Source organism: Microcoleus sp. FACHB-672 (assembly GCF_014695725.1).
Classification (GTDB): domain Bacteria; phylum Cyanobacteriota; class Cyanobacteriia; order Cyanobacteriales; family Oscillatoriaceae; genus FACHB-68.
Map to the genome: position 1 here is coordinate 210,176 of NZ_JACJOU010000007.1, position 21,547 is coordinate 231,722.

Sequence of the window (21,547 nt, forward strand, 5' to 3'; positions counted from 1 at the left end):
TTACACAGCAATTAAGCCGTAATTGTAAATAATAGTAAGTTTGCCTTGCTATAACTTCTGAGTTTCTGCTAAAAGATAAGTATAACTGCTTAGCAGTGAAAGCAAATGATCGAGGAATAAGGGGTTACCATGACTATCTGGGTAAACGAACAAATCGATCCTTCGGGTATGCTATTCGCTTGCATTGCCTGTGCCAATGAGTCTCAAGCCAAGGAATGCCATGAGTCATTCGATCAGAATTTAACTGAAAGCCAAAAAGCAAGCGGATGGATGGCAAGATTGCGGACGGTTAGTTCTTGGGATGAGGTGCCGGTGAACGCCTTAAAGCTGTCCTGAGATTTGATAAGCGTCAGTGAACACGAGAATAGGGGGAGATGGGGAGAATATCTGAGGCAGATTCCCACCCAATTTTACCTCACACTTAAGGCGGCCCTCATGACGGTGACTGTTTAGGCCGGCGAAGCGCCTTCGAGCGAATCGGGCCAAGAATTTGATTGAGTTCGCGTAGTTGCTCAGCTGTCCCCATACAGATGAGCAAATCTCCTGCTATTAAATGGGTATCGGCAGTTGGGCCGCCAATAAGCGTACCATCAGCGCGGCGAATGGCCAGAACTAATGCCCCAGACTGAGAGCGAAGTTTTGCCTCTCTCAAAGATTGGCCCACAAAAGGACAAGTTTCCGGGTCAATCAAAAACTCTTCTAAATAAAAGGCCCGATCCGCGCCGGCAATAATTCCATCCACAAAGTCCATAACTTGGGGTCTTAGCGCCGCTGCTGCCATGCGCCTGCCGCCGGTGATATAGGGCGAGACAACCGCATCCGCACCGCCACGTTGCAGCTTTTGAACCGCTTCTTCTGTACTGGCGCGCGCGATCGCCCGAACTTTAGGATTAAGTGTTTTTGCAGACAGAACGGTATAAAGATTTTCCGCATCAGAAGGCAGCGCCGCCACCAAGCAGACAGCCTTTTCAACGCCAACCTTAAGCAGGGTCGCATCTAACGTCGCATCGCCTTGAAAGGCTGTGTAACCTAGCTGTTGAGCTTCTAAAATCTGTTCGGAATCCGAATCAATCGTTACAAAATCAATGCCTTCTGCCTTAAATTCATAGGCAATTTGCCGGCCCGTGCGACCGAACCCGCAGAGGATGTAATGCTCAGATAAAGAGTCTATCAAGCGTTTTTTTTGCCTTAATCGAATGCCTTCTTGAAAGTAGCCTTGAATCAAGGCTTCTGTAAATCGGTTAACAATATAGCCGATGTTGATCAGCCCCATCAAAATCAACGCGATGGTAAACAGCCGCCCGCGATCTCCGAGGGGGTAAATTTCTCCAAACCCAACCGTTGCTAAGGTGATCACGGTCATGTAAGCGGCATCTGGCCAAGGCCATTTTTCGACCAGCCAGTACCATAACGTGCCGATGAGCAGAACGCCGGCAAAGGCGATTGTCCCCCCAAGCAGTTCTTTTTGGATGCGTCGATATTTTTGTTCGAGAGTCGTGTACACCAGCTTTTAATTATTTAAGTTATAGAGTTTCAGCATCAGGACAACTTTTCAAACACTGCTAAAAAACAAACGCTCAAACTCATCCACTTGTCTTTGTCTTGATTTCTTGGCATTTCCAAAATCGGCTAGAACTCTATCCAAAATACAAAGTCTTTTGCCCTTAATAGTTGTAGCTTATTAAAGTCGCGACCTGATAGCGGCCCAGACAGATTGTTGTGCTTAATACAATTGCAGATTCTATAAAGCCGGCAAAATAGCAGCTGGGCTGACCTACAATCGAGTCTAGTTCAACTCAGCTGTTTGAAAATTCAGGATTAGAGGAACCAGTTGTGAGCGTAGAAACTCTTATTGAGCAGACATCTGGAGCGACAGAGTCTAGCCCATTTAGCCCAGAGAGCTTTGACAGCTATGTGATGACCACATACGCCCGATTTTCCCTAGCCTTAGAACGAGGGGCCGGTTGTCGGGTTTGGGACACGCAAGGGCGCGAATATCTCGACTTTGTGGCCGGCATTGCCACTTGTACCTTGGGACACGCCCACCCAGCAATGGTGGAAGCCGTAACCCAGCAGATTCAAACGCTGCACCATGTTTCCAATCTTTACTACATTCCCGTGCAAGGTCAACTAGCGCAATGGCTAGTCGATCATTCCTGTGCGGATCGGGCGTTTTTCTGTAACTCCGGCGCGGAAGCGAATGAAGGGGCGATTAAACTGGCCCGAAAGTACGCGCATACGGTTTTAAATATCAAAGAGCCGGTGATATTAACCGCTCATGCCAGTTTCCACGGACGGACACTGGCAACCATTACGGCAACAGGGCAACCCAAGTATCAGAAAAACTTTGATCCCTTGATGCCCGGTTTTCAGTATGTGCCTTACAACGATATTGAGGCACTAGAGGCGGTAATTGCAGAACTCGATAGCGGCGAACGGCGGGTTGCGGCGATTCTCCTAGAAGCTTTACAGGGAGAAGGCGGCGTGCGACCGGGAGAAGTTGCTTATTTCCAGCGAATTCGGGAAATTTGCGATGAAAAGGGCATCCTGCTGATTTTAGATGAAGTGCAAGTCGGAATGGGACGTACCGGCAAGCTTTGGGGTTACGAAAATCTCGGCATTGAGCCAGATATCTTTACCTCTGCCAAGGGATTAGGCGGGGGTATTCCCATTGGTGCAATGTTGTGCAAGTCCTTCTGCGATGTCTTCCAAGCTGGAGATCACGCCAGTACCTTTGGGGGCAATCCTTTCGCTTGTGCCGTTGCGCTCGCTGTCTGCCAGACAATAGAACGGGAGAACCTGCTGGCTAACGCTGAGGCGCGGGGTGAGCAATTACGAGCCGGCTTACAGGCGCTAGCCGCGAAATATCCTCACCTGGTTACTGAGGTGCGCGGCTGGGGTTTAATTAACGGCATGGAACTGAAAGCAGACATCGAGCTAACGTCTCCTGCAGTTGTGAAAGCGGCGATGGATGAAGGCTTGCTGCTGGTGCCGGCCGGTCCCAAAGTTCTGCGGTTTGTCCCCCCACTGATTCTCAGTTCCCAGGAAGTAGACAGCGCCCTGCAAACCCTTGAACGAGTGTTCGCTCAAGTCCTGAATTCTGATTCCTGAGTCTGACGCCGCCGGCCTCTTCGTGGCCCACAGTACACTAACCTAACAACGGGCTATCCACACAGAATTGGTATAGCCCTATGCCCCATGCCCCATTCCCCATGCCCCATGCCCTAAGGCAATCCCGGATGTGGCAACCCCAAAGCTGACGAATCTGCGCGATATACCCCAGGCTGGGAAAAAGTAACGTAAGCTGGGCTTGACTGGGGCGTGCCTGACCTCTGAGTGTCATGCCGGCGAGTCCCAGCTTGAGTGTCCATGTAGAGTCCTATCGCACCCTCTAGCTGAGCGTTCGCCAGGTTCGCCCCACTCAAGTTCGCCCCACTCAGATTCGCCCCACTCAAATTCGCATTCAACAAGTTGGCGCTGCTTAAGTTCGCCCCACTTAAGTTCGCATCACTCAAGTCAGCACCCACTAACCGAGCGTCACTCAGGTTAGCATTCGATAGATTAGCCCCTATCAGCTCAGCATGACCTAAATTAGCACCTCCCAAGTCAGTACCGCTGAGGTTGGCACTATTGAGTTTGGCTCCAATCATATTGGCACCATCCAAGTCAGCACCACTGAGATTGGCTTCGTGCAAATTGCTGTTAACAAATGTGGAAAACCCCAAGTCAGCACCGCTAAAGTTAGCACTATGGAGTTTGGCATCTAACAAATTTAGTCCTTTGCCATCGATGCCTCTAAGATCGGCATTCGTCAGATCGGCTGCTACGAGGTTCGCAAAACAGAGATCGGCACCGCTCAAGTTCGTACTATTAAGATTGGCCCCATGCAGGTTGGCAAACATTAACTTAGCACCGCTGAGGTCAGCACTACTCAAATTCAATTGAGCCAAGTTTGCTTCGCTCAGATCGCCCCCCTGACATTGTTTTGTTTGCAGCAACCGTTTGACGTGTGCACTATTTCCGGCCATATTTTTTTACCTATACGCTATTTTTTGGCTTATTTCTCCCTTATTACCTCAGCTCTTGGAGTTTCTCAATCCAGAACTGTACAGTCATCGTTTCTGATGACCTTCATGGGGGTGAGGGGTCATACCCATCAGCTATAGTTCCCCAATCTATAAATAAAAATCAATAGAATCACTCTTTAATACTGCTAAATCCGCTCTAGATCAGGAATTTTGCTTTCACCAAGCCGACATAGGAGAGCGAGCTTAAGTCCTGATTGCCGCTTCCTCAGTTGTGAGGGGAAGAATTCATTAAACAGTGCTTTTGATTTCTCTTGCCAAGAAGTCAAATGAACAGAGCTGTAAAAAGGGGTTACTGAGATGGTTTTGGTATAAAAAGTTGCTGTGGGATCAAGTGATCCCATGCCTTCCTAGAGTGTCCACTCTTTAGGACATCAGGCCGGCAACTCAAATTTTTATCGGTGTTGAGATTCGGGTTGCTCTCCCCAAGTTACCATTATGTCCTCTTCTTTTCTGAAATGGGTATTAGATGCTAATGAGCATAACGTTGGCTACCGGCAACAGCAATTTAGGTTTTTAAGTATAAAAAATTATAGAAAATTCTTTGGTTAAGCACTTACAAGCTTTTATCCTGGCTGCGGTAAAGTAACTCTAACTTTCCCCATACTTCTGAATCAAAGCCCCCTGCGTCTGATAGAAACTCCGAAACAGATTAGCGAATAAAAGTGTAAAGATAGCAACAATTAATCCAGCAGCCGTAGAAATTAAAGCCTGGCTAATACCGGCAGTAACGCCAACACTATTGCTATCCCCAACATCACCCACTCGTAAAGCACTGAAAGATTGAATTCATCCTAAAACGGTTCCCAATAAACCCAGCAACGGCGAAATCGCAATAATCGTATCAAATACCGTATTAAACCGGCGCATCACCGGCAACTCATCCTGAGATGCGCTCTCCAGCGCCAACCGGAAATCCTCTGGAGAGGGGCAATCAAGTTCCAATGCTGTCAGAAAAATCCGTGCCATCGGCAAATCCGCATTTTGTACCAGCAGGGGCAACACAGCCTGGGATTTTGCTTGTAGAGGGCAAGCGGTTGCCGCACGATAGACTCTTGCCGGTTCAGAACCCGCAGCCAAAAAAAGGCTCGTTCCAAAATTAGTGCCACTGCCAGGAGGGAAAATCCCAGCAGTGGCAACATAACAATCCCGCCGGCAGCGAACAGATTTCTCACGGAGCTAACTTTACAAATTTTGCACCTTATTTTAGATTTTAGATTTTTAATCTCGATTAATTAAAAGTCGTTTGCTAAGGGTCAACAGCAATCTGAACCCTAGCAAACGACTATCTAAAATCTAGATGCAATTATTTAGTCTGCGGGAAGTGGTCGATTTGAGCGTAGCCGCTGAAAATTAGCTGTTTGCCTTGGGTTTCCAGACGATTGAGCCGCATTGTCACGCCATCGAGATCAAAGCGATCAAGATCGACCATATTATCCAAAATCTGTCCCAAAGCAATTGCTAGGGTTTTAGAGGTTTCTTGCAGCGATTCCGGTACAGCATCAAGATCGATTTCGGGATTTTGAAACAGAATCCGACGCCGGCGCTCAATGCCTAATGTTACTGTCAGGGCAACGGGCACGATCCCGTGATCTCCTAAATCTGCCTTGGCGAAGATGCGAAGGCGGTTTTCAGGCAGCAGTTGCACTTGCACCTCGGAAAAAGAAACGGGTGCGTCACCGCTCAGTTCGTTTAATTCTGGCAGATCGAGGTTTTGCAGCCGCTTTTTCACTAGCTCAGCTTTAAAAGCCTGGTTAATGCCGTCTTCGGAGAGAATAACGTCGGCGATGGCTTGGGTGGGTTGTTTGAGGCGAATTTGGCCGCTAAGAATAGAGCTAAAGTCAATGGAAACAGCGTCTGTTTCAAATACCATTTCTTCAACCGGAAAATCCCGGCGAATGACCAGACCCCGACCGCTCATTTTGAAGCTATCAATACTGCCTTGTAAGAGTTTGCTGGAGGGATGGCAGCGCACAACCACCTCCACGGACTCACTCTGACTGAACAGGTGGCGAATGGATTGGCTGGCGACGGTGTTGAGCATACGCTCTCCCCAATCCGTGCCAGGGGGGGTTGTTTGACCAATGAGAGTCCCAAACATGAGGTTTCTCGTTTCCAGTAGTTCTTGCTCTTTTGTAACAAAGTATTAAGATTTCAGCAAATCCCTTGTTCAACTCGCCAAATTGCCCTAGGAACTGGCGTGGCCGGCTAAGCTCAATGTCAGGGTAGCGGGAATTAGCCGTTGGGATCATTGCTGCATCTAGATTTAGAACCTTATCTGTATGAACATTATAGGGTTGAGCAAGATGCTCGACTAGCATAAATTTATTAAATAATTCCTAGCAAAATTAATTTACTGATTGGAATAATCAAAATATCATCTTTTAGTAAATTTACGCTAAAACCCTTCATACATCTACGTTTTAGGGATTTTTAATTGTTCAGAATATCTAATGTAACAGTTAAAATTTCGGAATACTGTTTGGCGTAGATTTTAGAGAGCTAAGGAAAAAGGGCGAAGGACAGAGAGCAAAAAGCTAATCCCTAGCCCCTAGTCATCGGCTTGGTGGGCTTAACCGCTTTTTCCAAGAAGCGATTGCTGGGTGATCTGGATAAGTCTGCTCAAACATTCCCAGCCACGAACGTGCTGCCTCTGGAGAGCCTTTAGCCACTGAAAGTTCCATCTGAACCATACAAAAGGCGGCAAATTCGCTGACATGAAAGCGCCGGCGGGACAGCAACGGGTTCAGTAATTCTTCAGCAGCCTCAATGTCTCCCGTAACTAAATGCTGTGAAGCAATAGAGAGACGAGCGAACAAATAATCTGGATAGCGCTCGTAAATTTGGTGCGTTAGGGCGTACGCTTCTTTTTTGCGCTTCTGCTGTTCATAGGCAGTCGCCAGATTATTTAACAGCGAGGGATCGTCGGGTTCAATTTCCAGGCATTGTTGGAGCAGGCGCTCGGCCTCATCAGGCTTTTGCTGTTTTAATGCCTTAATTGCCTCACCCAGCCATTTCATAACCTGGGGATCATGCGTTCCCACCGGCTCAGTATCAATTTCAAAGCCAAAAAGTATTAGTTCTTGCCATTTGCCTCGCATCCACATCCGCACCGGCTCAGCCGCAGAAAGAAGACCGGCCCTTGAAACAACGGTTGACGCTTCATGCCGGCTTTCATCAGGCCCGCGATTACTCAAGGCAAAATCTTTGAGCGCTTCCAGCATTTCCGGCGTCTTGGCCATTTTCGCAAGGCGCAGGGCAAACTCGCGTCCTGGGGGATCGCCCCGATCAAGGAGCATTGGCACTAAGCTGACCATCTCTGGATGCTGTTGCAGATAGCGTTGGGTTGTCTGTGTGGCGGCTTCTTCATCGTCTTCGCGAAACCCAGACCTTACCTGTTCAAGGAGTTCGTTAATCGCGTGCTGGCTGACCCAGTTGGCAAAAGGAAAGGGCCAGGGAGAATGGCGCTGACTCACCGGCTGGTTGAGATCGTTGAGGTTCGATTGGGCTAATTCAAATCCAGCATTGATTTTGAGTGCTTGCTGCCAGTATTTACGGGCACGCTCTTGGTTTCCCTGCCGTAGGTGGGCAACGGCGGCTAGATGATAAAGAAAGGGACTAGAGGGGACAGGTTCTAGGCTGCCGGCTTTTTCAGCGCCGGCGAAGGCATCAAGAACGCTTTGATCGTCGCCCAGGAAACTGAAGGCTTCTGCTTTTTTTACCCAGATATCTGCGGCATCAGATTCAATGGATTTAAGTTGCTCAGCTTGCTGCTTAGCTTCGTCAAGCCGGCCACTCAAGCACAGGTAACGGCTGAGGTTGGAGAGGGCGTGATAGTTTTTGGGATCAATTTCAAGGACGCGCTGGCTCGTGGTAATCGCTGGCTCGATTTGGCCTTCCATCACGTAGGCTTGGCTGATGTTGTTGAGCGCAGAAGTGAAATCGGGTCGGCGTTCTAATATCTGTTCTTCAAGCTGCCGGCATTCCAAATATTTCCCCAGTTCTAAGCAGCATTGAGCTTGTTCATGAAGAGTTGCCAGTTCGACAGCATCTTCGCCGGTTAACCCCATTCCTGCAACCATTTCAGTGATTTTGGGTTCCAGTTCCGCAATGGTCTGGTTAACATCGGCAACGCGCTGGTCGTTTGGCCACCGCTCAACAAACTGGCGAAAGGTTCTGATGGCCAACATGGGGCGGAAGTTGGCCAGATAGGAGCCGGCTAGCCCTAGGGTGCCATCGCTGTTATTTGGGTCAATTTTAAGCAGGCGCTCGCAAGTGTGCTGATAGTGCTGGATGTCACCAATTTCCAGGTAGAGATTCACTTGGCTGATCAGCACGTCTGGCTCGTTGGGATAGCGCTTTTCCAAAGCTTCTAGGATTTCCAACGCTTGGAGCCAATTTTTGTTGCGGATCAAGCTTTCGGCTTTGACTAAGCCGGCCATGAGTTGTTGAGTGCCGGCACCGAACCCTTTGCCGGTGATTGGCAGTTTTTTCTTTTTTGCCATACATTTTGGCTCCTCGTCTGGGCAAAAGTCCCTTGCGATCACAGTAGTCGCCGGTTGCGCTCTCATCAAGCCATGGACAAAAAAGCTTATAAATGACGAGAGCAAGTTCAGTGGCTCAAAATGAGCAGCAGACATAACACTGAACTTGCCCTAAGGGTTGTCTGATTGATTTCCAAATTCAAGGCGGCTTTTGTTTTAGCCTCAAGGTTTTAGCTTGCCGGTTAATCAGCCTCGGCCAGAGGTCAAACCGCATAGCCCTGCCATTTTCTCATCAGACTTAGCTAATCTTGCGCTGATACTCTTCTAAGATGTCCATGAGCTGAACTTGAGATTGCATTGGCAGCAAATCCAACAGAGAAACTTCCCGTTTGCCACCCCCTAATTTCACAGGAATATTTTGCAGGATCGGTAGAACCTGGTCTTCGTCGATAGTTCTACCACTCAGGAGCGGGTAAAGACGTTCAGCAAGAACGGTGTGAAGATGAGCTTCACGTAAATGGAGGTGCCACTTGGCGATGTCCATGTAAACGTTCTCGCCAATCTCAGCCGCGAGTTCTTCGATTGCTTGTGTGGTACTTAGGTTAGCCATAGTAACTTCTACTCCCTCAACAGAATATTAGCTGCACCAGAGTTTCAGCTTCTATTCTAGGGTTTTGTAGCTTGAGTGACTTTTAAGGCGCTGTGGGCGTGGCGATGGTGTTCTTAAAGTTACGCGGGCCGTTGTAACCGGAGAGATCGGCTAGTTTCTCTAGGGATTGTACGCCTTGATAAAATTTGCCGTTAACTTCCCAAGTTGGGTAGCCTTGAACTTTCGCGTCTATACACATTTGAGCGCGAGAATTGCGGCCCTCGGGGTCACATTCAACATAGTCCGCTAGTGCGAATGCTTCTTTGCCAAACAGTTGCTTTTGATCGTGGCAGTGTGGACACCAAAAAGCCCCGTATTCCTTGGCACCAACTTGGGTGAGATGACGTGCTAAAGCAATTTCTGCTTCACCAGAGGTGGTTGTAACAGGCGGGCCAACTTGTCCGGAACCTGAGGAATTAACAGCAGAGTCCGTTGCCACAGGTGAGTTGGCGTTCGCATATATTCCCAATGCCCCAATCAGCGTCACCATCCCAACAATGATGCCGGTGAAAACGATTTGACCAATATCTTCCCATTCCCGGCCTATTAGGGTCAGCACAAATATTGCGAGTGAAAATAAGGCTGAGGCGAGGCAATAGAAACAGAATTCTTTAATGACAAAAATCAGCAGATACATTAAATAGCCGCTGAAAATCACCAGTGCAATGCCACCGGCAAATAACAATGGCCAAGTTAGGTTTTCCAGTTTGGAGCGTAGTTCCTTCTGATTGGCCGGATTAACTGCCAAAGGAGCCGCCGCCATTACCGCCATAGCGGTGTAGGCCAAAAAACCTAACAGTGTCAAAGGTATGCCGAAAACTTGAGCGTAAGGACTGTTGAGTACCTGGTTACAGCCGCTTGTAGGGCAGACGGCACCAACATTGCCGGTCAATTTGACAACTGTGAGAAAGGCTGTTTCTAAAGCACCGGCAGCTGCTATCGCCGCGATCAGGACACGCGACCAGCGATGAATCCAAGGAGTAGAACGTCGGCGAATCATGTCAACTTTAGAGTTTAGATTTAGATTTTAGATTTTAGTGTGTCGTTTGTCGTTTGTGTTTTATCGCCTCCTGGGCGCTAATGAACGGTAAAAGACGAAACGGGTTTGGGGGCCGGCTTTTCCGAGACGCTGCGGCGCGTGGCTTCCACAAATTGGCTGACCCGAATCGGATCGATGGGTTGTTCGATGCGTCCATGTCGTTTCAGGGAACTAGAGACAATGACGCCGTCTGCTGCTTGCATCAGGGTGGGGATATTTTCCCAATTGGCCCCACTACCAATGAAAACCGGCGTGCCCTTCGCGGCTGCTGTGGCCAGTTCTAGGTCTTCTAAATTGGGAGGACTGCCGGTTGCCCAACCGGAGAGAATCACGCCATCGGCTAAACCCCGTTCTATTGTCTCTTGTACGGCTGTGGTGAGATTGGGAGAACCCAAAGGCCGAGCGTGCTTGACCAGTACATCTGCCAGTATTTTGACATCACTGCCCAATTCCCGCCGGTAGCGCAGGAGTTGATGGGCTTGTCCTTCGATTAACCCTTGATCGGTGGCCATGACGCCGGTTAGGACGTTGACGCGGATAAATTTGGCTCCCACATTGGAGGCAATGGCCAATGCGCTGTGGGCATCGTTGCGTAAGACATTGATCCCCACCGGCAGCGTCACCAAATTCATCAAATGCCCAATGATCAGTGTCATTGCACTGACCACAGCCGGATCGACTCGGCCACTGGTAAACGGCGCGTCGAAAAAATTTTCCACGATCAACGCGTTAACGCCACCGGATGCCAAGGCCGTTGCTTCTTGTTCCGCTCGATCAATCACAGCTCTAAGGCTGCCACCCCACCGGGGAGATGTCGGTAGCGGCAATAAATGTACCACCCCAATAATTGGATTTGGTGTTTTGAATATCTGATTTAAGTCCACAATTTTACGATTCGGACTCGGCAGTAAATTGAGTCAACCACATACATTTCTAAATACAGGCAATGAGATTCACGCTTGCCGTTCATCTCTGCTGTAGAGCTTAGAGCAAGTCTCCTGTACTGTACTATAACTGAGAGCGGGCACCCTATAACCAGTTTGATGCAGAATTTGCCGCCGCCAAAGTTGGTAATTTTCCAGCTTGCTCTGTTAGGTATTCAGCTTCTGGTCTGATTTGGTTGTCACCCAATTAATTCGCCGTGATTAATTTTCCTAGAGCCGGCACTTAGAATATTTTTCTTTTTTTAATTAATTCTCCCAGCAGATATGAAATGAAAATTGCGCTGCTCATTTTGGCCATTGGCGTGGGCCTTTTGACGCTATTAGAGGTGAGCCTGCGCCTGCTATTTGGTTTTGGCAGAACCCTCATTTATATTCCAGATGAGAAAATTGGCTATCTTTTAGCCCCGAACCAGCGCACTCGCCGGTTTGGCAACCGAATTGAAATTAATCAGTATTCCATGCGAAGTGCGCCGGCATCGCTAACTCGACCGGCTTCTACCTTGCGGGTGCTACTGCTGGGAGATTCTGTAGCAAATGGCGGATGGTGGACGGATCGCGAGGAGACGATTTCCGCGATGATGGCTCGTGAGTTAGGAGGGGAAGAGGGAGCAGTTGAAGTCCTCAATGCTTCTGCCAATTCTTGGGGTCCCAGAAATGAATTGGCTTATTTACAACGCTTTGGCACGTTTGAGGCTCAGGCAGTAGTGTTGCTGATTAATACCGATGATTTATTTGCCACGGCACCCACTTCGCTGCCGGTGGGCCAAGATCGTAACTATCCGAGCCGGCAACCTCCTTTCGCTTTGGTGGAAGTGTTGAACCGTTACGTTTTGCCTTCGCCGCCGGTTTCCCCTGAATTACAAGCCGTGCAGGCAGAAACCGGCGATCGAGTCGGTCGCAATTTGGAAGCAATCCAACAAATTAAGGAAATTGTCAACCAAAATGATGGCCAATTTTTACTGGCCATGACCCCTTTATTGCGTGAAATTGGACAGCCCGGTTCGTTGGATTACGAAAAAAAGGCGCGTCTGCGTCTCAATGACTTTACTCAAAAGGAGCAAATAACCTACATTGATTTTCAGCCCATTTTCAATGCAGCCCAGCAGCCAGAAAGTCTCTACCGAGACCACATTCACCTTAGTCCCACCGGCAACCAAAAAGTCTGTGAACTCATCAGCAAGGAACTGAGCCGGCTATTGCAGCAAAAACTGCAAGAAGCCGAGGATTAATGCCCCTAGCCACTAGCCACGCTTCCCTTCTAGCCGATTCCATCACATAACCGTAACGGTGGAAGGATGTAAGGAACTGCGCTCCGCATCTGAGGAATACCACACGTTACCGTCAAGGGCCATTTGCTCAATCACACTGGCTAAACGCAAAGCTTTGAGAGCTTGCTGCCCGCCGACAGAAGGTTGATTTCCCCCCCGGACGCAGTTGACAAAATGCTCTAGCTCTGCATGAAGCGGCTCAATATTGCTGGTATAGACTTTTTCAATTAGACCATCCTGCCGGTAAAGCACTTGGCCATAGTCCGTCATGTAGTTGGCAGTTGTTTGCCGGTGAATCAAGATTTCATTATTGAGAAAATCCGCCTCCGTTAGCGAATTCTTACAATGAGCCACAATTCGCCGCAGTTTTCGGTGAGTCACTTTGCTCGCCGTCAGCGTGGCCACAATCCCATTCGCAAAGCCAAGGGTCGCGGTCACATAATCTAAAAATCCAGAACCAGAAGCGCGACTGCCACTAGCCGTTAGCTTAACCACAGGAGCCTCTGCCAGCTCTAAAAGCAGGTCAATGTCATGAATCATCAGATCCAAGACCACAGACACATCGTTAGCCCGGTGAGAATAAGGACTCATGCGATGGGCTTCTAAAGCCAGCAATTCTTCTGTCTTTAGTACCTTGCTAAGTTCTTGGAAGGCTGGGTTAAAGCGTTCAATATGCCCCACTTGTAGAATGCAGCCTGATTCAGCGGCAGCATTGACCAGAGATTCAGCCTCCGTAATGCTGGCAGCAATCGGCTTTTCAATCAAGACATGGACACCGGCATGGAGACAAGTCATGCCTACCGAGTGATGCAGTCTTGTTGGAACGGCAATACAAACGGCCTCCACATGGGGGAGGAGGTCACGATAATCTTCAAAAAAGCGAATCCGATATTTACTGGCAGTGTCTAGACCCCGCTCTACACTAATGTCGGCCACACCCACTAGCTCTACGTCTTTCAACAAGCTAAGAACGCGGGTGTGATGCTGTCCCATGTTCCCAACCCCTATCACCCCAATTCGGATGGGTTCGGGTTGATTTCGCGGTACATAAGCGTTTGAACATCCCACTGATATGCGATCTTGCACTCCTGGATTCTCCTCCTCCACCACAAAGCTTTAGCCTTTGGGCAGCCATTAGCCGCCTCAAACCATCCAGATACTATCACAGGGTCTCTATTTGTGAAGAATTTCAAAGTTCACTTCCAGTTCCCGCCTTGTGTGATTAACTTCTGGTTAAATGTTGAGCGCTCAGCAAAAAACGCTGAAGGCTAGGACTTCACCGGCACTGAAACTGCTGAATTTAAAGGGCTTTGTTTAAAGCTGTTGAGACTCTGGCTATCGTTTTGTGGGGTAGCTAGGGTGCTAGCTGGTTGCCGGCATTTTTTTCGGAACACGATCTAGTAACCTATCTTCTGGTGCGGGTCTCGAAACTTAGAAATCTGAACGGGCGTAACCGGAAAAATGTTTTTAGTCTCACTCGCCTTGAACCCAGCCATATCCTCATTCCCAATCGCAAACTCTTGAAGATTCAAAATTCTAACGAAGTCACAGGTTCAAAAGTTTCCTTGGCACCGGCAGTTTATATTGTGGGTGCAGGCCCTGGCGATCCCGATTTACTGACGGTTAAAGCTCAGAAAATATTGGCTGAAGCCGATGTTATTTTGTTTGCCGATTCTTTGGTGCCCAAACAAATTTTACAGGGCGTCCGTTCTGATGCGGAAATTATCCGAACTGCCAATAAAACCCTAGAAGAAATTCTGCCGGTGATGATTGCACGCGTGCAAGCGCAGCAGTCTGTCGTGCGGCTGCATTCTGGCGATCCTTGCCTTTACGGTGCTGTTCACGAGCAAATGCAAGCCTTAGCAGAAGCCGGCATTCCTTTTGAAGTCATCCCTGGAATTAGCGCTTTTCAAGCCGCAGCAGCCAAGCTAAAAGTTGAGCTAACGGTGCCGGGAGTGGTGCAGACCATTATCTTAACTCGCATTGCCGGTCGCACCGGCGTCCCAGAATCTGAGGAATTGGCCTCACTAGCAGCCCATAAAGCTAGCTTATGTCTATACCTCAGCGCCCGCCATGTCGAAGACGCCCAGCAGAAATTAATGGAACATTACCCAGCCGAGATGCCGGTGGCCATTTGTTATCGGCTGGGTTGGCCCGATGAGAAAATTTTTCAGGTTCCCCTGCACCAAATGGCAACACTCACCCAGCAGGAAGACTTAATTCGCACCACACTTTATGTCATCAGTCCGGCATTAGCAACGGCAGAAACAGCAGAAACAGCGCGTTCTCGTCTTTACAATCCAGAACACGCTCACCTGTTTCGCCCGTCTAGCATCGGAACTGATAAACTATCGCCATCTGCATGAAATCAAGATAGTTGTGATTTAAAGGACAAAAAAATGAACGAGTTAAACTGCCCCAAATGTCAAGGAGACTTACAACAAGTTGTTTATGCAAATGTTGAAGTGGAGCGGTGTGTCGAGTGCAAAGGAATTTGGTTTGATTCTCTTGAAGCCCAGGAACTAAAAGAAATAGAAGGCTCTGAAACAGTGGATGTCGGTGAGCCAGAAACTGGCAGTAAGTTTAATGAAGTTGGCGATATCAATTGCCCAAAATGTCGCACAAAAATGACGAAGATGGTGGAACTCAACCAGCCTCACATTTGGTATGAAAAATGCCCGGTGTGCTATGGCATCTGGTTTGATGCAGGTGAGTTTAAGGATTACAAGGAAGAAAATTTTATGGATGCAGTCAAAGGGCTGTTTGGCAAGGAAAGACGGTAAGTCGGAGTCGGCAGCCTCGGTTGCGGCGGTTTGAGGGGAACATACTTGCCGGTGTAACTTAGGTGAGGGCAAGCCAATCATTCTCATCAGGCTTGAAGTGGACTTGAGTTTGCCGGCAGCACATTGATACACTGATCGGTGTAGTATCGGCGTGTAGACCTTTGCTGGACGAACAAGCGAAAAAAACAATTCTACGCAAGATTCCCCACGGACTCTATGTGTGCGGCGTTAAGGATGGCGAAGATGTTAACGGCTTCACCGCCAGTTGGGTGATGCAAGCTTCTTTTCAACCCCCGCTGGTTGTGAATTGTGTGAAGCAGGATTCTAAATCTCACGCCATGATTAAGGCGAGTGGTGTCTTTGCGCTCAGCTTTTTGGAGGCGGGACAAAAAGAACTCGCTCAAAAATTCTTTAAGCCACAACGCCGTGTTGGCAATAAGTTTGAGGATGTGGAATTTTATCCGGGAGAAGAAACCGGCTGCCCCATCATTTCAGACTCCTTGGGTTATGTAGAGTGCAGAGTTGTGGGATCGGTGGAACATGGCGATCACACCGTTTATGTCGGTGAAGTGGTTGGTGCCGGCATCCATCGCGAGGGTGAACCCCTCTTGCTCGAAAGCACCGGCTGGCAATATGGTGGCTAATTGCGAAGTCTCATCTGCCATCTGCTAGATGCGGCTTTGTAATTAACCTTTTGTTAGCTTTGCATTGTGCGGGCGAGTTTACGACACTCGCCCGCACAAACCCTTGAGAGCGAAAATATTATGCCTTTAATCAAAGTTCAAACCTCCATTTCTGCCCCTGAAAAGTCTGCGGTGCAGGGATTGCTCAAAAGCCTTTCTGCTAAATTGGCTAAGCATACCGGCAAACCAGAATCTTATGTGATGACGGCTTTTGAACCGGATGTGGCGATGACATTTGCCGGCACTGTTGAGCCTGTTTGCTATATCGAAATTAAAAGTGTTGGCAGTATGAACCCAGCTCAAACCAAGTCTATGAGCCAGGATTTTTGCCAAGAGATCAACCAAACGCTTGGTGTGCCTTCCAATCGTATCTACATTGAATTTGCGGATGCCAAGGGTTCGATGTGGGGTTGGAATAGCTCAACCTTCGGCTAGAAGTGTGCGAGTTTCACCGGCACGAGGCGAAACGCTTCATAGTCAAAAGCTCACCGGCATCTGCTTTTAAAAGCAACCCGTGCGATGCCGGTGTCAACAAACCCTCTTTTGTTGAGGCTGAATTGAAAATAAGCAAGCTCATCTTTTAAACTTAGCCTTTTTGCTTAGAGCCGCTTGCGAATGTAATTACATTAATATCTTTATATCTTTATATCTTTATATGTTGTTATTAGAAAAACAATGCTATAGCATTTTGCGAAAAATTTGCCGATTTGACAAACAGCGGAAGTCTTTATTTATATAGGTAAATTTCTAATTTAAAATCCAAAATTAAAATCAAAAATAGTAGAAAGTTTCGGGTGTGGCGCAATTTTATTGATGAACTTGGTTGCTTATTTAAATCTCTCTAAGGTTAGACAGCTTTAATAATAACTAACAATCAAAATGTGACTTGGGCTAGAGGAAATGATAGTGCTCATATCTATATGATTGACAATTGTTGAGAGCAATTGGGAAGTATTTTGTGAGAAAGTTAACTGATTTTTTTAAAAAACTGCGGGTGGTTCAAATTTTAACCGCATTTTTAGCAGGGGTGCTAATGTTGACTAGCACCGCTTGTAACGCCGGCGACGCCACAGGCGCTCGTCCAATCAATCCGCCGGTTCAAGCGGGTGGCCAAAATAACCCGCACAAGGGTGCTGGAGATAATTCTAGCAACTTCAAGATGTCCACTGACCCGAAAGTGAATGCTCCAGTCAAATCTGATCGGGATCGTGCCGATCTGCCTCAACTGGATCGACTGATTGCTGTCAGCAACAGTGAGAGCAACGCCTCTAGGTTAATTTACCCTGGCTCTGAACCCCTTGAAACCGATAAGTTTGATAAAGAACTGGGCGGAGATCAATCGCTGCTAAAAGCCCCTCAAGTTCCGGCAAAGTCTCAACCAGTCTTCAACCGCACTGATCCAGATGCCAAGCTTTTAGAAAGAGCCGGTGCAGTGTTTAAAGATGCCTCTCAATTCATCACAGAAGGTGTTGAAGAATCCTCTAGCGGCGCGGAAATGCAACCCAAATCACCGATAATGGGTGGTTTAGAAAAACTGACTGGGAATTCCAAAAATACATCCAGTTCAAACGCTTCAAAAAACTCAATCTCAAATAGCTCAAGGTTACTCTATCCAGGTTCTGAACCCCTTGAAACGGATAAGTTTGACAAAGAATTGGGCGGAGATAGCTCGCTACTACAAGCTCCTCAGATTCCGGCAAAGTCTCAACCAGTCTTTAACCGCACTAATCCAGATGCCAAGCTTTTAGAAAGAGCTGGTGCAGTGTTTAAAGATGCCTCTCAATTCATTACAGAAGGTGTTGAAGAATCCTCTAGCGGCGCGGAAATGCAACCCAAATCGCCCGTAATGAGTGCGATAGAGAATTTGACGGGTAATTCCAGCACGCCAACCAAATCAGCGCCCAAGGAATATAAATCACCGGCAGATACTTCTACGGGTAATTCCAGCACATCTCATTCCAGCAATTCAACCAAATCAGCGCCCAAGGAAAAGGAATATAAATCACCGGCAAGGTAATTCTCTTGTTTCTTGATCTCAGCAACCGAAGGTGAATTTGAGGAACCCGTTTTGTTACAAAACGGGTTCTTCTACTGTTGATTTTTTCCGGTCAATTTCTTGGTGAATGCTTGATGTGGACATAAGACGGGGAACGTGCCGGTGTTAGAGGTGTACTCTGCGCCGCGCACAAATGCGCTGCTCCCCAAGCTAAATTTGGCATAAAACTGGGGTGTGCATCTTCAGTGCTTTTTAGCGTCACACCAAAGCTAAATCGACTCGCCGGCAAGAATGTGACTTCCGATAGAGGCAGCGCACACACTCGCAATATTATGCTTGAGAGGTGTAAGGGACAGATAGCCTTTTACCACAAAATTAGTACAAAGTTAGTAAATAATACCGCGACAGAGATGATTCTAAAGCGGTTTGATTCGATCAACCTCAACAACGGAGTATGTCTATGAAGAAAGTGATTGCATTCGTAAAAAACCTGCGACTAAGCCACATTTTTAGTCTATTTTTAGCCGGCCTGATGGTATTTTTCACCATGCCTGCCGCTAACGCGGGAATCTTCGGCTTTGGGGACAGTGGCAAGACTTCCGACCAAATCAGGGAAGAAGTTCCTAAAGAGGTCATGGGCAATGAATACCAAGGTGGTATGAACGAGTACCGCGACACTGATCCCAGAAGAGATCCCTCCGCAGCCGACGCCAAAGCCAAAGGTTTAATTGACAACGCTCAGCAGAATATCAAGAACAGAACCGGCAATCCCGCAGAAGCAATCAAGCGTGCGATTAATGATGCACCAGAGGCAGCCGACAATGTAAAGGAAGGCGCTGACAAGGCGGTTAATAGAGTTCAGCGTAATGCCGAAAGTTTTGCCGACAGAACTCAAAAGGGTACCGAGAATTTAAAAGAAAATACTCAAGACGCCCTTGATGGAAGCAAGGAAGCCACTGACAAGGCTGCTAGCGGTGTCAAATCTAAAGTCAGCGAAGACGTTTCTAATACCAAGCAAGCTTTAGACAAGGCTGCTGGTGGTGTTAAATCTAAAGTCAGCGAAGACGTTTCTAATACCAAGCAAGCCGTAGACAAAGCTGCTAAAAATCTCGATTAATTAACTCGATTAATTAACGAGCGCCATAAAAAATCTCTTTCCGGAACAGGCAAGTTTGCCTATTGATTATCCAAACTTGCCTGAGATTTTTTTAACATTGTTTCGCCTGGTTGGAAAAACTTAAAGTTGCTGATTCTTTTCAGTTAATATCAGATAAAAAAAAGAAGGCCGGCATAACCCAGTAAGCAAAAAACTTGAAAAAAAGTTTTATAAATAAAAAGTTGCTAAATAATAAATTGTAGCTTTCAAGATTCTTAAATATTAATCTAAAGATAAATAACCCCACAAAAATCCGTTGTAAACGGTTATCTTTTTAGTAGGTTAAGTTAGAAATTAATTAGATAAAACACAAAATTTTATTCCTATAAAATTTCTAATTAAAGATGCAATTGTTTTAAAATTATGCTTAAATGAAAGAAGAAAAAAAGAGTTGAGTTGAGTCAAAAATCCTTCTCTCTACATTCAAAAAACCTTATTAGGAGAAACCTCATGAATCGATTAATTTCTTTGCTACAAAGCATTCGCTTGCGTCAAGTTGTTACGGTTGTTATGGCAGCCATTACAATTTTTGTGAGTTCTGCTTTTGGCAACGGCAACGAGCTTCAAGCTCAAGCTGTTCAAATACTCAATCGTACCGATGCTTCGGCTGAGCAAGTAGACAGCGCTACTATCAAGAGAATTCAAGACAAGGCTGAAGATATCAATAGTGACAAGATCGGTGACACCGGCTTGAAAAACCTTAAGAATTTAGGCAAGAATATCCCCAAAGTGATCAAGCAGAATGCTGAAGAAACGCTGAATCCTGATAACCCCAGCGCTCCTGGCACAAGAACTCCTACCAAGTCCGACCGAAAGTAAATCCGGAAGCGATAAAAATTTAGTTTCTTGAGCAATGGTTGTCGGGAGATTCTCTAACAACTGAAGCTTGACTGAAAGACAGGGAGACAAAAAACTCCGCTCTTGCTAAGAAGGGCGGAGTTGTTTCTGTCTAGATAACTTTTGCGTTTTACTGCTGACTTTGGCTATACCAAGTTTGTAAAACGATGCGATGCACTTCACGCCAACTGAGATTGTGCTGTTTTGCCAATTGAGCGCAATCTTCGTATTCAGGTTGCACGTTAGTAATGGTATCCCCAGACTTGGCAACCTTGACGCGCACCTCTCCTAAAGGTGTCTGCACCGGCTCTATTTCTCGCTGCAAAATTGCTCGTTCCTGAGTCAGCCGGCGAATACCTAAGGTTGTTGTTTCCCGAAAAATCGTCGCCTCACAAGCAGCCTGATTTGCCGGCAGACAAATTACTGTCAGCAAAATCCCAGGTCGGCATTTTTTCATCCCGATTGATTGGGTGAACACATCTAACGCGCCGGCATCAAATAAGGCATCAAAGACATAACCAATCGCTTGCGGACTCAGATCGTCTATTTGTGTTTCCAGTACCGAAACAATTTGGCTCTCATTTGTCTTTTCTTTTTGACCATTTGCCAAAGACAAAGGACGCATAACCATTGAGTTCCCAATAGCTAAGCTAGCAGAAATTACCTGTTCAGCTTTGCCCTTTTTCCCTTTTATTTTAACTTTTAACTTTTTGCCTTTGACTTTTTTTCCAATCCACAAACGTAGGATATTTGGAATTGCCAACTGGCGAGTACCGGCACCCGATCCCAGGCGATTTATCGCCATAGCCGGCACAGAACCAAAACCTTTTGCTAAAGTAACCGCAATTGCAGCACCCGTTGGCGTTACCAACTCCCGCTCAATACCATTGCTGTAAACCGGCACCTGCCTCATTTCCCACAACTTCAATACTGCCGGCGTTGGCACCGGCAACTCGCCATGTGCTGCCCTCACCGTACCGCCGCCGGTGGGTAAAGCAGAGCAATACAGCTCATCAATTCCCAGCCAATCTAACCCCAAACAGGTGCCCACAATATCCACAATCGCATCCGTAGCACCCACCTCGTGGAAATGCACCCGCTCAGGGGGAATGCCATGCACCGCCCCTTCTGCCGCTGCTAGCTTGCGAAATACCGCTAAACTCCATGCTTGCGCCCGTGCCGGCAACCGAGCTGAGGCAATCATCCGCTCAATCTCTGGCAGATGACGCGTATGGCTGTGGTTGGTATTAGCCTCGTGCCGGTGATCCAGGTTGTGATTTTCGCCGTGGGGGTGATGATTACTAAACGTTGGCGGTTCAGCCGGCTCGTCACTTGCCAGAGGTAGAACTGCCGCAGAATCCGCTGAAACAGAATGCAAAACTGTCTGTTTTAAGTCAACATAAACTTTAGTGGCTTGCTGACCATTGCGATGGACAAGTTCAGCGCGTAACTGGTACTCTTCAGAAATGCCCAAACCGTTCAACTTTTCGATGAGGTAATCTAAAGGAACGCCCGCACTAACGAGAGCACCGAGGCACATATCACCAGCAATGCCGGTGGGACATTCGAGGTAAGCGATTTTCTTCATTGTTCATTGAGAATGGGGAGAACTGCACTCAATAC

The 21,547-nt window shown here is 47.4% G+C and carries 20 protein-coding genes and 1 pseudogene; 10 read left to right on the plus strand and 11 right to left on the minus strand.

From position 1 onward, the window contains the following. Positions 1–129: 129 nt before the first annotated feature. Positions 130–336, plus strand: a complete 207-nt coding sequence (locus H6F56_RS04545; protein ID WP_190665657.1) for a glycogen debranching protein — start codon at positions 130–132, stop codon at positions 334–336. Between the two features lie 97 nt (positions 337–433). Here H6F56_RS04545 and H6F56_RS04550 read toward each other — a convergent pair whose 3' ends face one another. Next, positions 434–1,504, minus strand: coding sequence for a potassium channel family protein (locus H6F56_RS04550; protein WP_190665658.1), 1,071 nt, complete (start codon positions 1,502–1,504; stop codon positions 434–436). 329 nt (positions 1,505–1,833) lie between these two features. Here H6F56_RS04550 and H6F56_RS04555 point away from each other — a divergent pair, with 329 nt between their 5' ends. Next, positions 1,834–3,111: an aspartate aminotransferase family protein gene (locus H6F56_RS04555; protein ID WP_190665659.1), complete on the plus strand. Its 1,278-nt coding sequence runs from the start codon at positions 1,834–1,836 to the stop codon at positions 3,109–3,111. Between the two features lie 113 nt (positions 3,112–3,224). Here H6F56_RS04555 and H6F56_RS04560 read toward each other — a convergent pair whose 3' ends face one another. The 7 genes and pseudogenes from H6F56_RS04560 to btpA all read right to left on the minus strand — a co-directional run bounded on the left by H6F56_RS04560 (position 3,225) and on the right by btpA (position 11,141). Beyond that, on the minus strand, positions 3,225–4,028 hold the full coding sequence (locus tag H6F56_RS04560; RefSeq protein ID WP_190665660.1) for a pentapeptide repeat-containing protein: 804 nt from the start codon (positions 4,026–4,028) through the stop codon (positions 3,225–3,227). Positions 4,029–4,676: 648 nt separating this feature from the next. Then, a pseudogene (locus tag H6F56_RS27180) lies at positions 4,677–5,054 on the minus strand (MotA/TolQ/ExbB proton channel family protein). 337 nt (positions 5,055–5,391) lie between these two features. After that, a complete protein-coding gene (locus H6F56_RS04570; RefSeq protein ID WP_190665661.1) occupies positions 5,392–6,186 on the minus strand; it encodes a DUF2993 domain-containing protein in 795 nt (264 codons plus the stop codon). 454 nt (positions 6,187–6,640) lie between these two features. After that, positions 6,641–8,590 carry a tetratricopeptide repeat protein gene (locus H6F56_RS04575; protein ID WP_190665662.1) on the minus strand — a complete coding sequence of 650 codons (1,950 nt, stop codon included), beginning with the start codon at positions 8,588–8,590 and terminating at the stop codon, positions 6,641–6,643. A 277-nt stretch (positions 8,591–8,867) separates the two neighbouring features. After that, positions 8,868–9,179, minus strand: a complete 312-nt coding sequence (locus H6F56_RS04580; RefSeq protein WP_190665663.1) for a DUF3181 family protein — start codon at positions 9,177–9,179, stop codon at positions 8,868–8,870. Between the two features lie 82 nt (positions 9,180–9,261). Beyond that, the gene (locus H6F56_RS04585) at positions 9,262–10,218 is read right to left on the minus strand and encodes a vitamin K epoxide reductase family protein (RefSeq protein ID WP_190665664.1); all 957 of its coding nucleotides are present in this window, start codon (positions 10,216–10,218) and stop codon (positions 9,262–9,264) included. 77 nt (positions 10,219–10,295) lie between these two features. Further along, a complete protein-coding gene (btpA, locus tag H6F56_RS04590; RefSeq protein ID WP_190665665.1) occupies positions 10,296–11,141 on the minus strand; it encodes a photosystem I biogenesis protein BtpA in 846 nt (281 codons plus the stop codon). A 329-nt stretch (positions 11,142–11,470) separates the two neighbouring features. On the opposite strand from btpA, the gene H6F56_RS04595 reads away from it, so the two are divergent. After that, positions 11,471–12,430, plus strand: coding sequence for an SGNH/GDSL hydrolase family protein (locus H6F56_RS04595; protein WP_190665666.1), 960 nt, complete (start codon positions 11,471–11,473; stop codon positions 12,428–12,430). Positions 12,431–12,472: 42 nt separating this feature from the next. Here the strand turns inward: H6F56_RS04595 and H6F56_RS04600 are convergent, their stop codons facing one another. Continuing rightward, positions 12,473–13,555, minus strand: coding sequence for a Gfo/Idh/MocA family oxidoreductase (locus H6F56_RS04600; RefSeq protein WP_416360982.1), 1,083 nt, complete (start codon positions 13,553–13,555; stop codon positions 12,473–12,475). Between the two features lie 434 nt (positions 13,556–13,989). Here H6F56_RS04600 and cobM point away from each other — a divergent pair, with 434 nt between their 5' ends. The 5 genes from cobM (at position 13,990) to H6F56_RS04625 (ending at position 17,952) form a co-directional block, all read left to right on the plus strand. Continuing rightward, positions 13,990–14,835, plus strand: a complete 846-nt coding sequence (cobM, locus tag H6F56_RS04605) for a precorrin-4 C(11)-methyltransferase (protein WP_199312577.1) — start codon at positions 13,990–13,992, stop codon at positions 14,833–14,835. A 33-nt stretch (positions 14,836–14,868) separates the two neighbouring features. Further along, the gene (locus H6F56_RS04610; RefSeq protein WP_190665667.1) at positions 14,869–15,252 is read left to right on the plus strand and encodes a zf-TFIIB domain-containing protein; all 384 of its coding nucleotides are present in this window, start codon (positions 14,869–14,871) and stop codon (positions 15,250–15,252) included. Positions 15,253–15,413: 161 nt separating this feature from the next. Next, entirely contained in the window at positions 15,414–15,896 is a 483-nt protein-coding gene (locus H6F56_RS04615) for a flavin reductase family protein (protein WP_190665668.1), read from the plus strand. 120 nt (positions 15,897–16,016) lie between these two features. Continuing rightward, positions 16,017–16,370 carry a phenylpyruvate tautomerase MIF-related protein gene (locus tag H6F56_RS04620; RefSeq protein ID WP_190665669.1) on the plus strand — a complete coding sequence of 118 codons (354 nt, stop codon included), beginning with the start codon at positions 16,017–16,019 and terminating at the stop codon, positions 16,368–16,370. A gap of 523 nt (positions 16,371–16,893) precedes the next feature. Next, on the plus strand, positions 16,894–17,952 hold the full coding sequence (locus tag H6F56_RS04625; RefSeq protein ID WP_190665670.1) for a DUF6658 family protein: 1,059 nt from the start codon (positions 16,894–16,896) through the stop codon (positions 17,950–17,952). 91 nt (positions 17,953–18,043) lie between these two features. Here H6F56_RS04625 and H6F56_RS04630 read toward each other — a convergent pair whose 3' ends face one another. Beyond that, a complete protein-coding gene (locus tag H6F56_RS04630; protein WP_190665671.1) occupies positions 18,044–18,253 on the minus strand; it encodes a hypothetical protein in 210 nt (69 codons plus the stop codon). Between the two features lie 138 nt (positions 18,254–18,391). On the opposite strand from H6F56_RS04630, the gene H6F56_RS04635 reads away from it, so the two are divergent. Further along, complete coding sequence (locus tag H6F56_RS04635; RefSeq protein WP_190665672.1) at positions 18,392–19,048, plus strand: hypothetical protein; 657 nt, start codon at positions 18,392–18,394, stop codon at positions 19,046–19,048. Positions 19,049–19,537: 489 nt separating this feature from the next. Further along, a complete protein-coding gene (locus tag H6F56_RS04640; RefSeq protein WP_190665673.1) occupies positions 19,538–19,906 on the plus strand; it encodes a hypothetical protein in 369 nt (122 codons plus the stop codon). A gap of 148 nt (positions 19,907–20,054) precedes the next feature. Here H6F56_RS04640 and larC read toward each other — a convergent pair whose 3' ends face one another. Continuing rightward, positions 20,055–21,512: a nickel pincer cofactor biosynthesis protein LarC gene (gene larC, locus H6F56_RS04645; protein WP_190665674.1), complete on the minus strand. Its 1,458-nt coding sequence runs from the start codon at positions 21,510–21,512 to the stop codon at positions 20,055–20,057. Positions 21,513–21,547: the final 35 nt, after the last annotated feature.

Excerpts from the sequence above, each read along its gene's own strand:
- H6F56_RS04620 (WP_190665669.1), top strand. The coding sequence starts at position 16,017 with ATGCCTTTAATCAAAGTTCAAACCTCCATTTCTGCCCCTGAAAAGTCT.
- H6F56_RS04545 (WP_190665657.1), top strand. The coding sequence starts at position 130 with ATGACTATCTGGGTAAACGAACAAATCGATCCTTCGGGTATGCTATTC.
- H6F56_RS04560 (WP_190665660.1), bottom strand. The coding sequence starts at position 4,028 with ATGGCCGGAAATAGTGCACACGTCAAACGGTTGCTGCAAACAAAACAA.
- H6F56_RS04610 (WP_190665667.1), top strand. The coding sequence starts at position 14,869 with ATGAACGAGTTAAACTGCCCCAAATGTCAAGGAGACTTACAACAAGTT.
- H6F56_RS04585 (WP_190665664.1), bottom strand. The coding sequence starts at position 10,218 with ATGATTCGCCGACGTTCTACTCCTTGGATTCATCGCTGGTCGCGTGTC.
- H6F56_RS04640 (WP_190665673.1), top strand. The coding sequence starts at position 19,538 with ATGAATCGATTAATTTCTTTGCTACAAAGCATTCGCTTGCGTCAAGTT.
- H6F56_RS04570 (WP_190665661.1), bottom strand. The coding sequence starts at position 6,186 with ATGTTTGGGACTCTCATTGGTCAAACAACCCCCCCTGGCACGGATTGG.
- H6F56_RS04595 (WP_190665666.1), top strand. The coding sequence starts at position 11,471 with ATGAAAATTGCGCTGCTCATTTTGGCCATTGGCGTGGGCCTTTTGACG.
- H6F56_RS04635 (WP_190665672.1), top strand. The coding sequence starts at position 18,392 with ATGAAGAAAGTGATTGCATTCGTAAAAAACCTGCGACTAAGCCACATT.
- larC (WP_190665674.1), bottom strand. The coding sequence starts at position 21,512 with ATGAAGAAAATCGCTTACCTCGAATGTCCCACCGGCATTGCTGGTGAT.
- H6F56_RS04575 (WP_190665662.1), bottom strand. The coding sequence starts at position 8,590 with ATGGCAAAAAAGAAAAAACTGCCAATCACCGGCAAAGGGTTCGGTGCC.
- H6F56_RS04580 (WP_190665663.1), bottom strand. The coding sequence starts at position 9,179 with ATGGCTAACCTAAGTACCACACAAGCAATCGAAGAACTCGCGGCTGAG.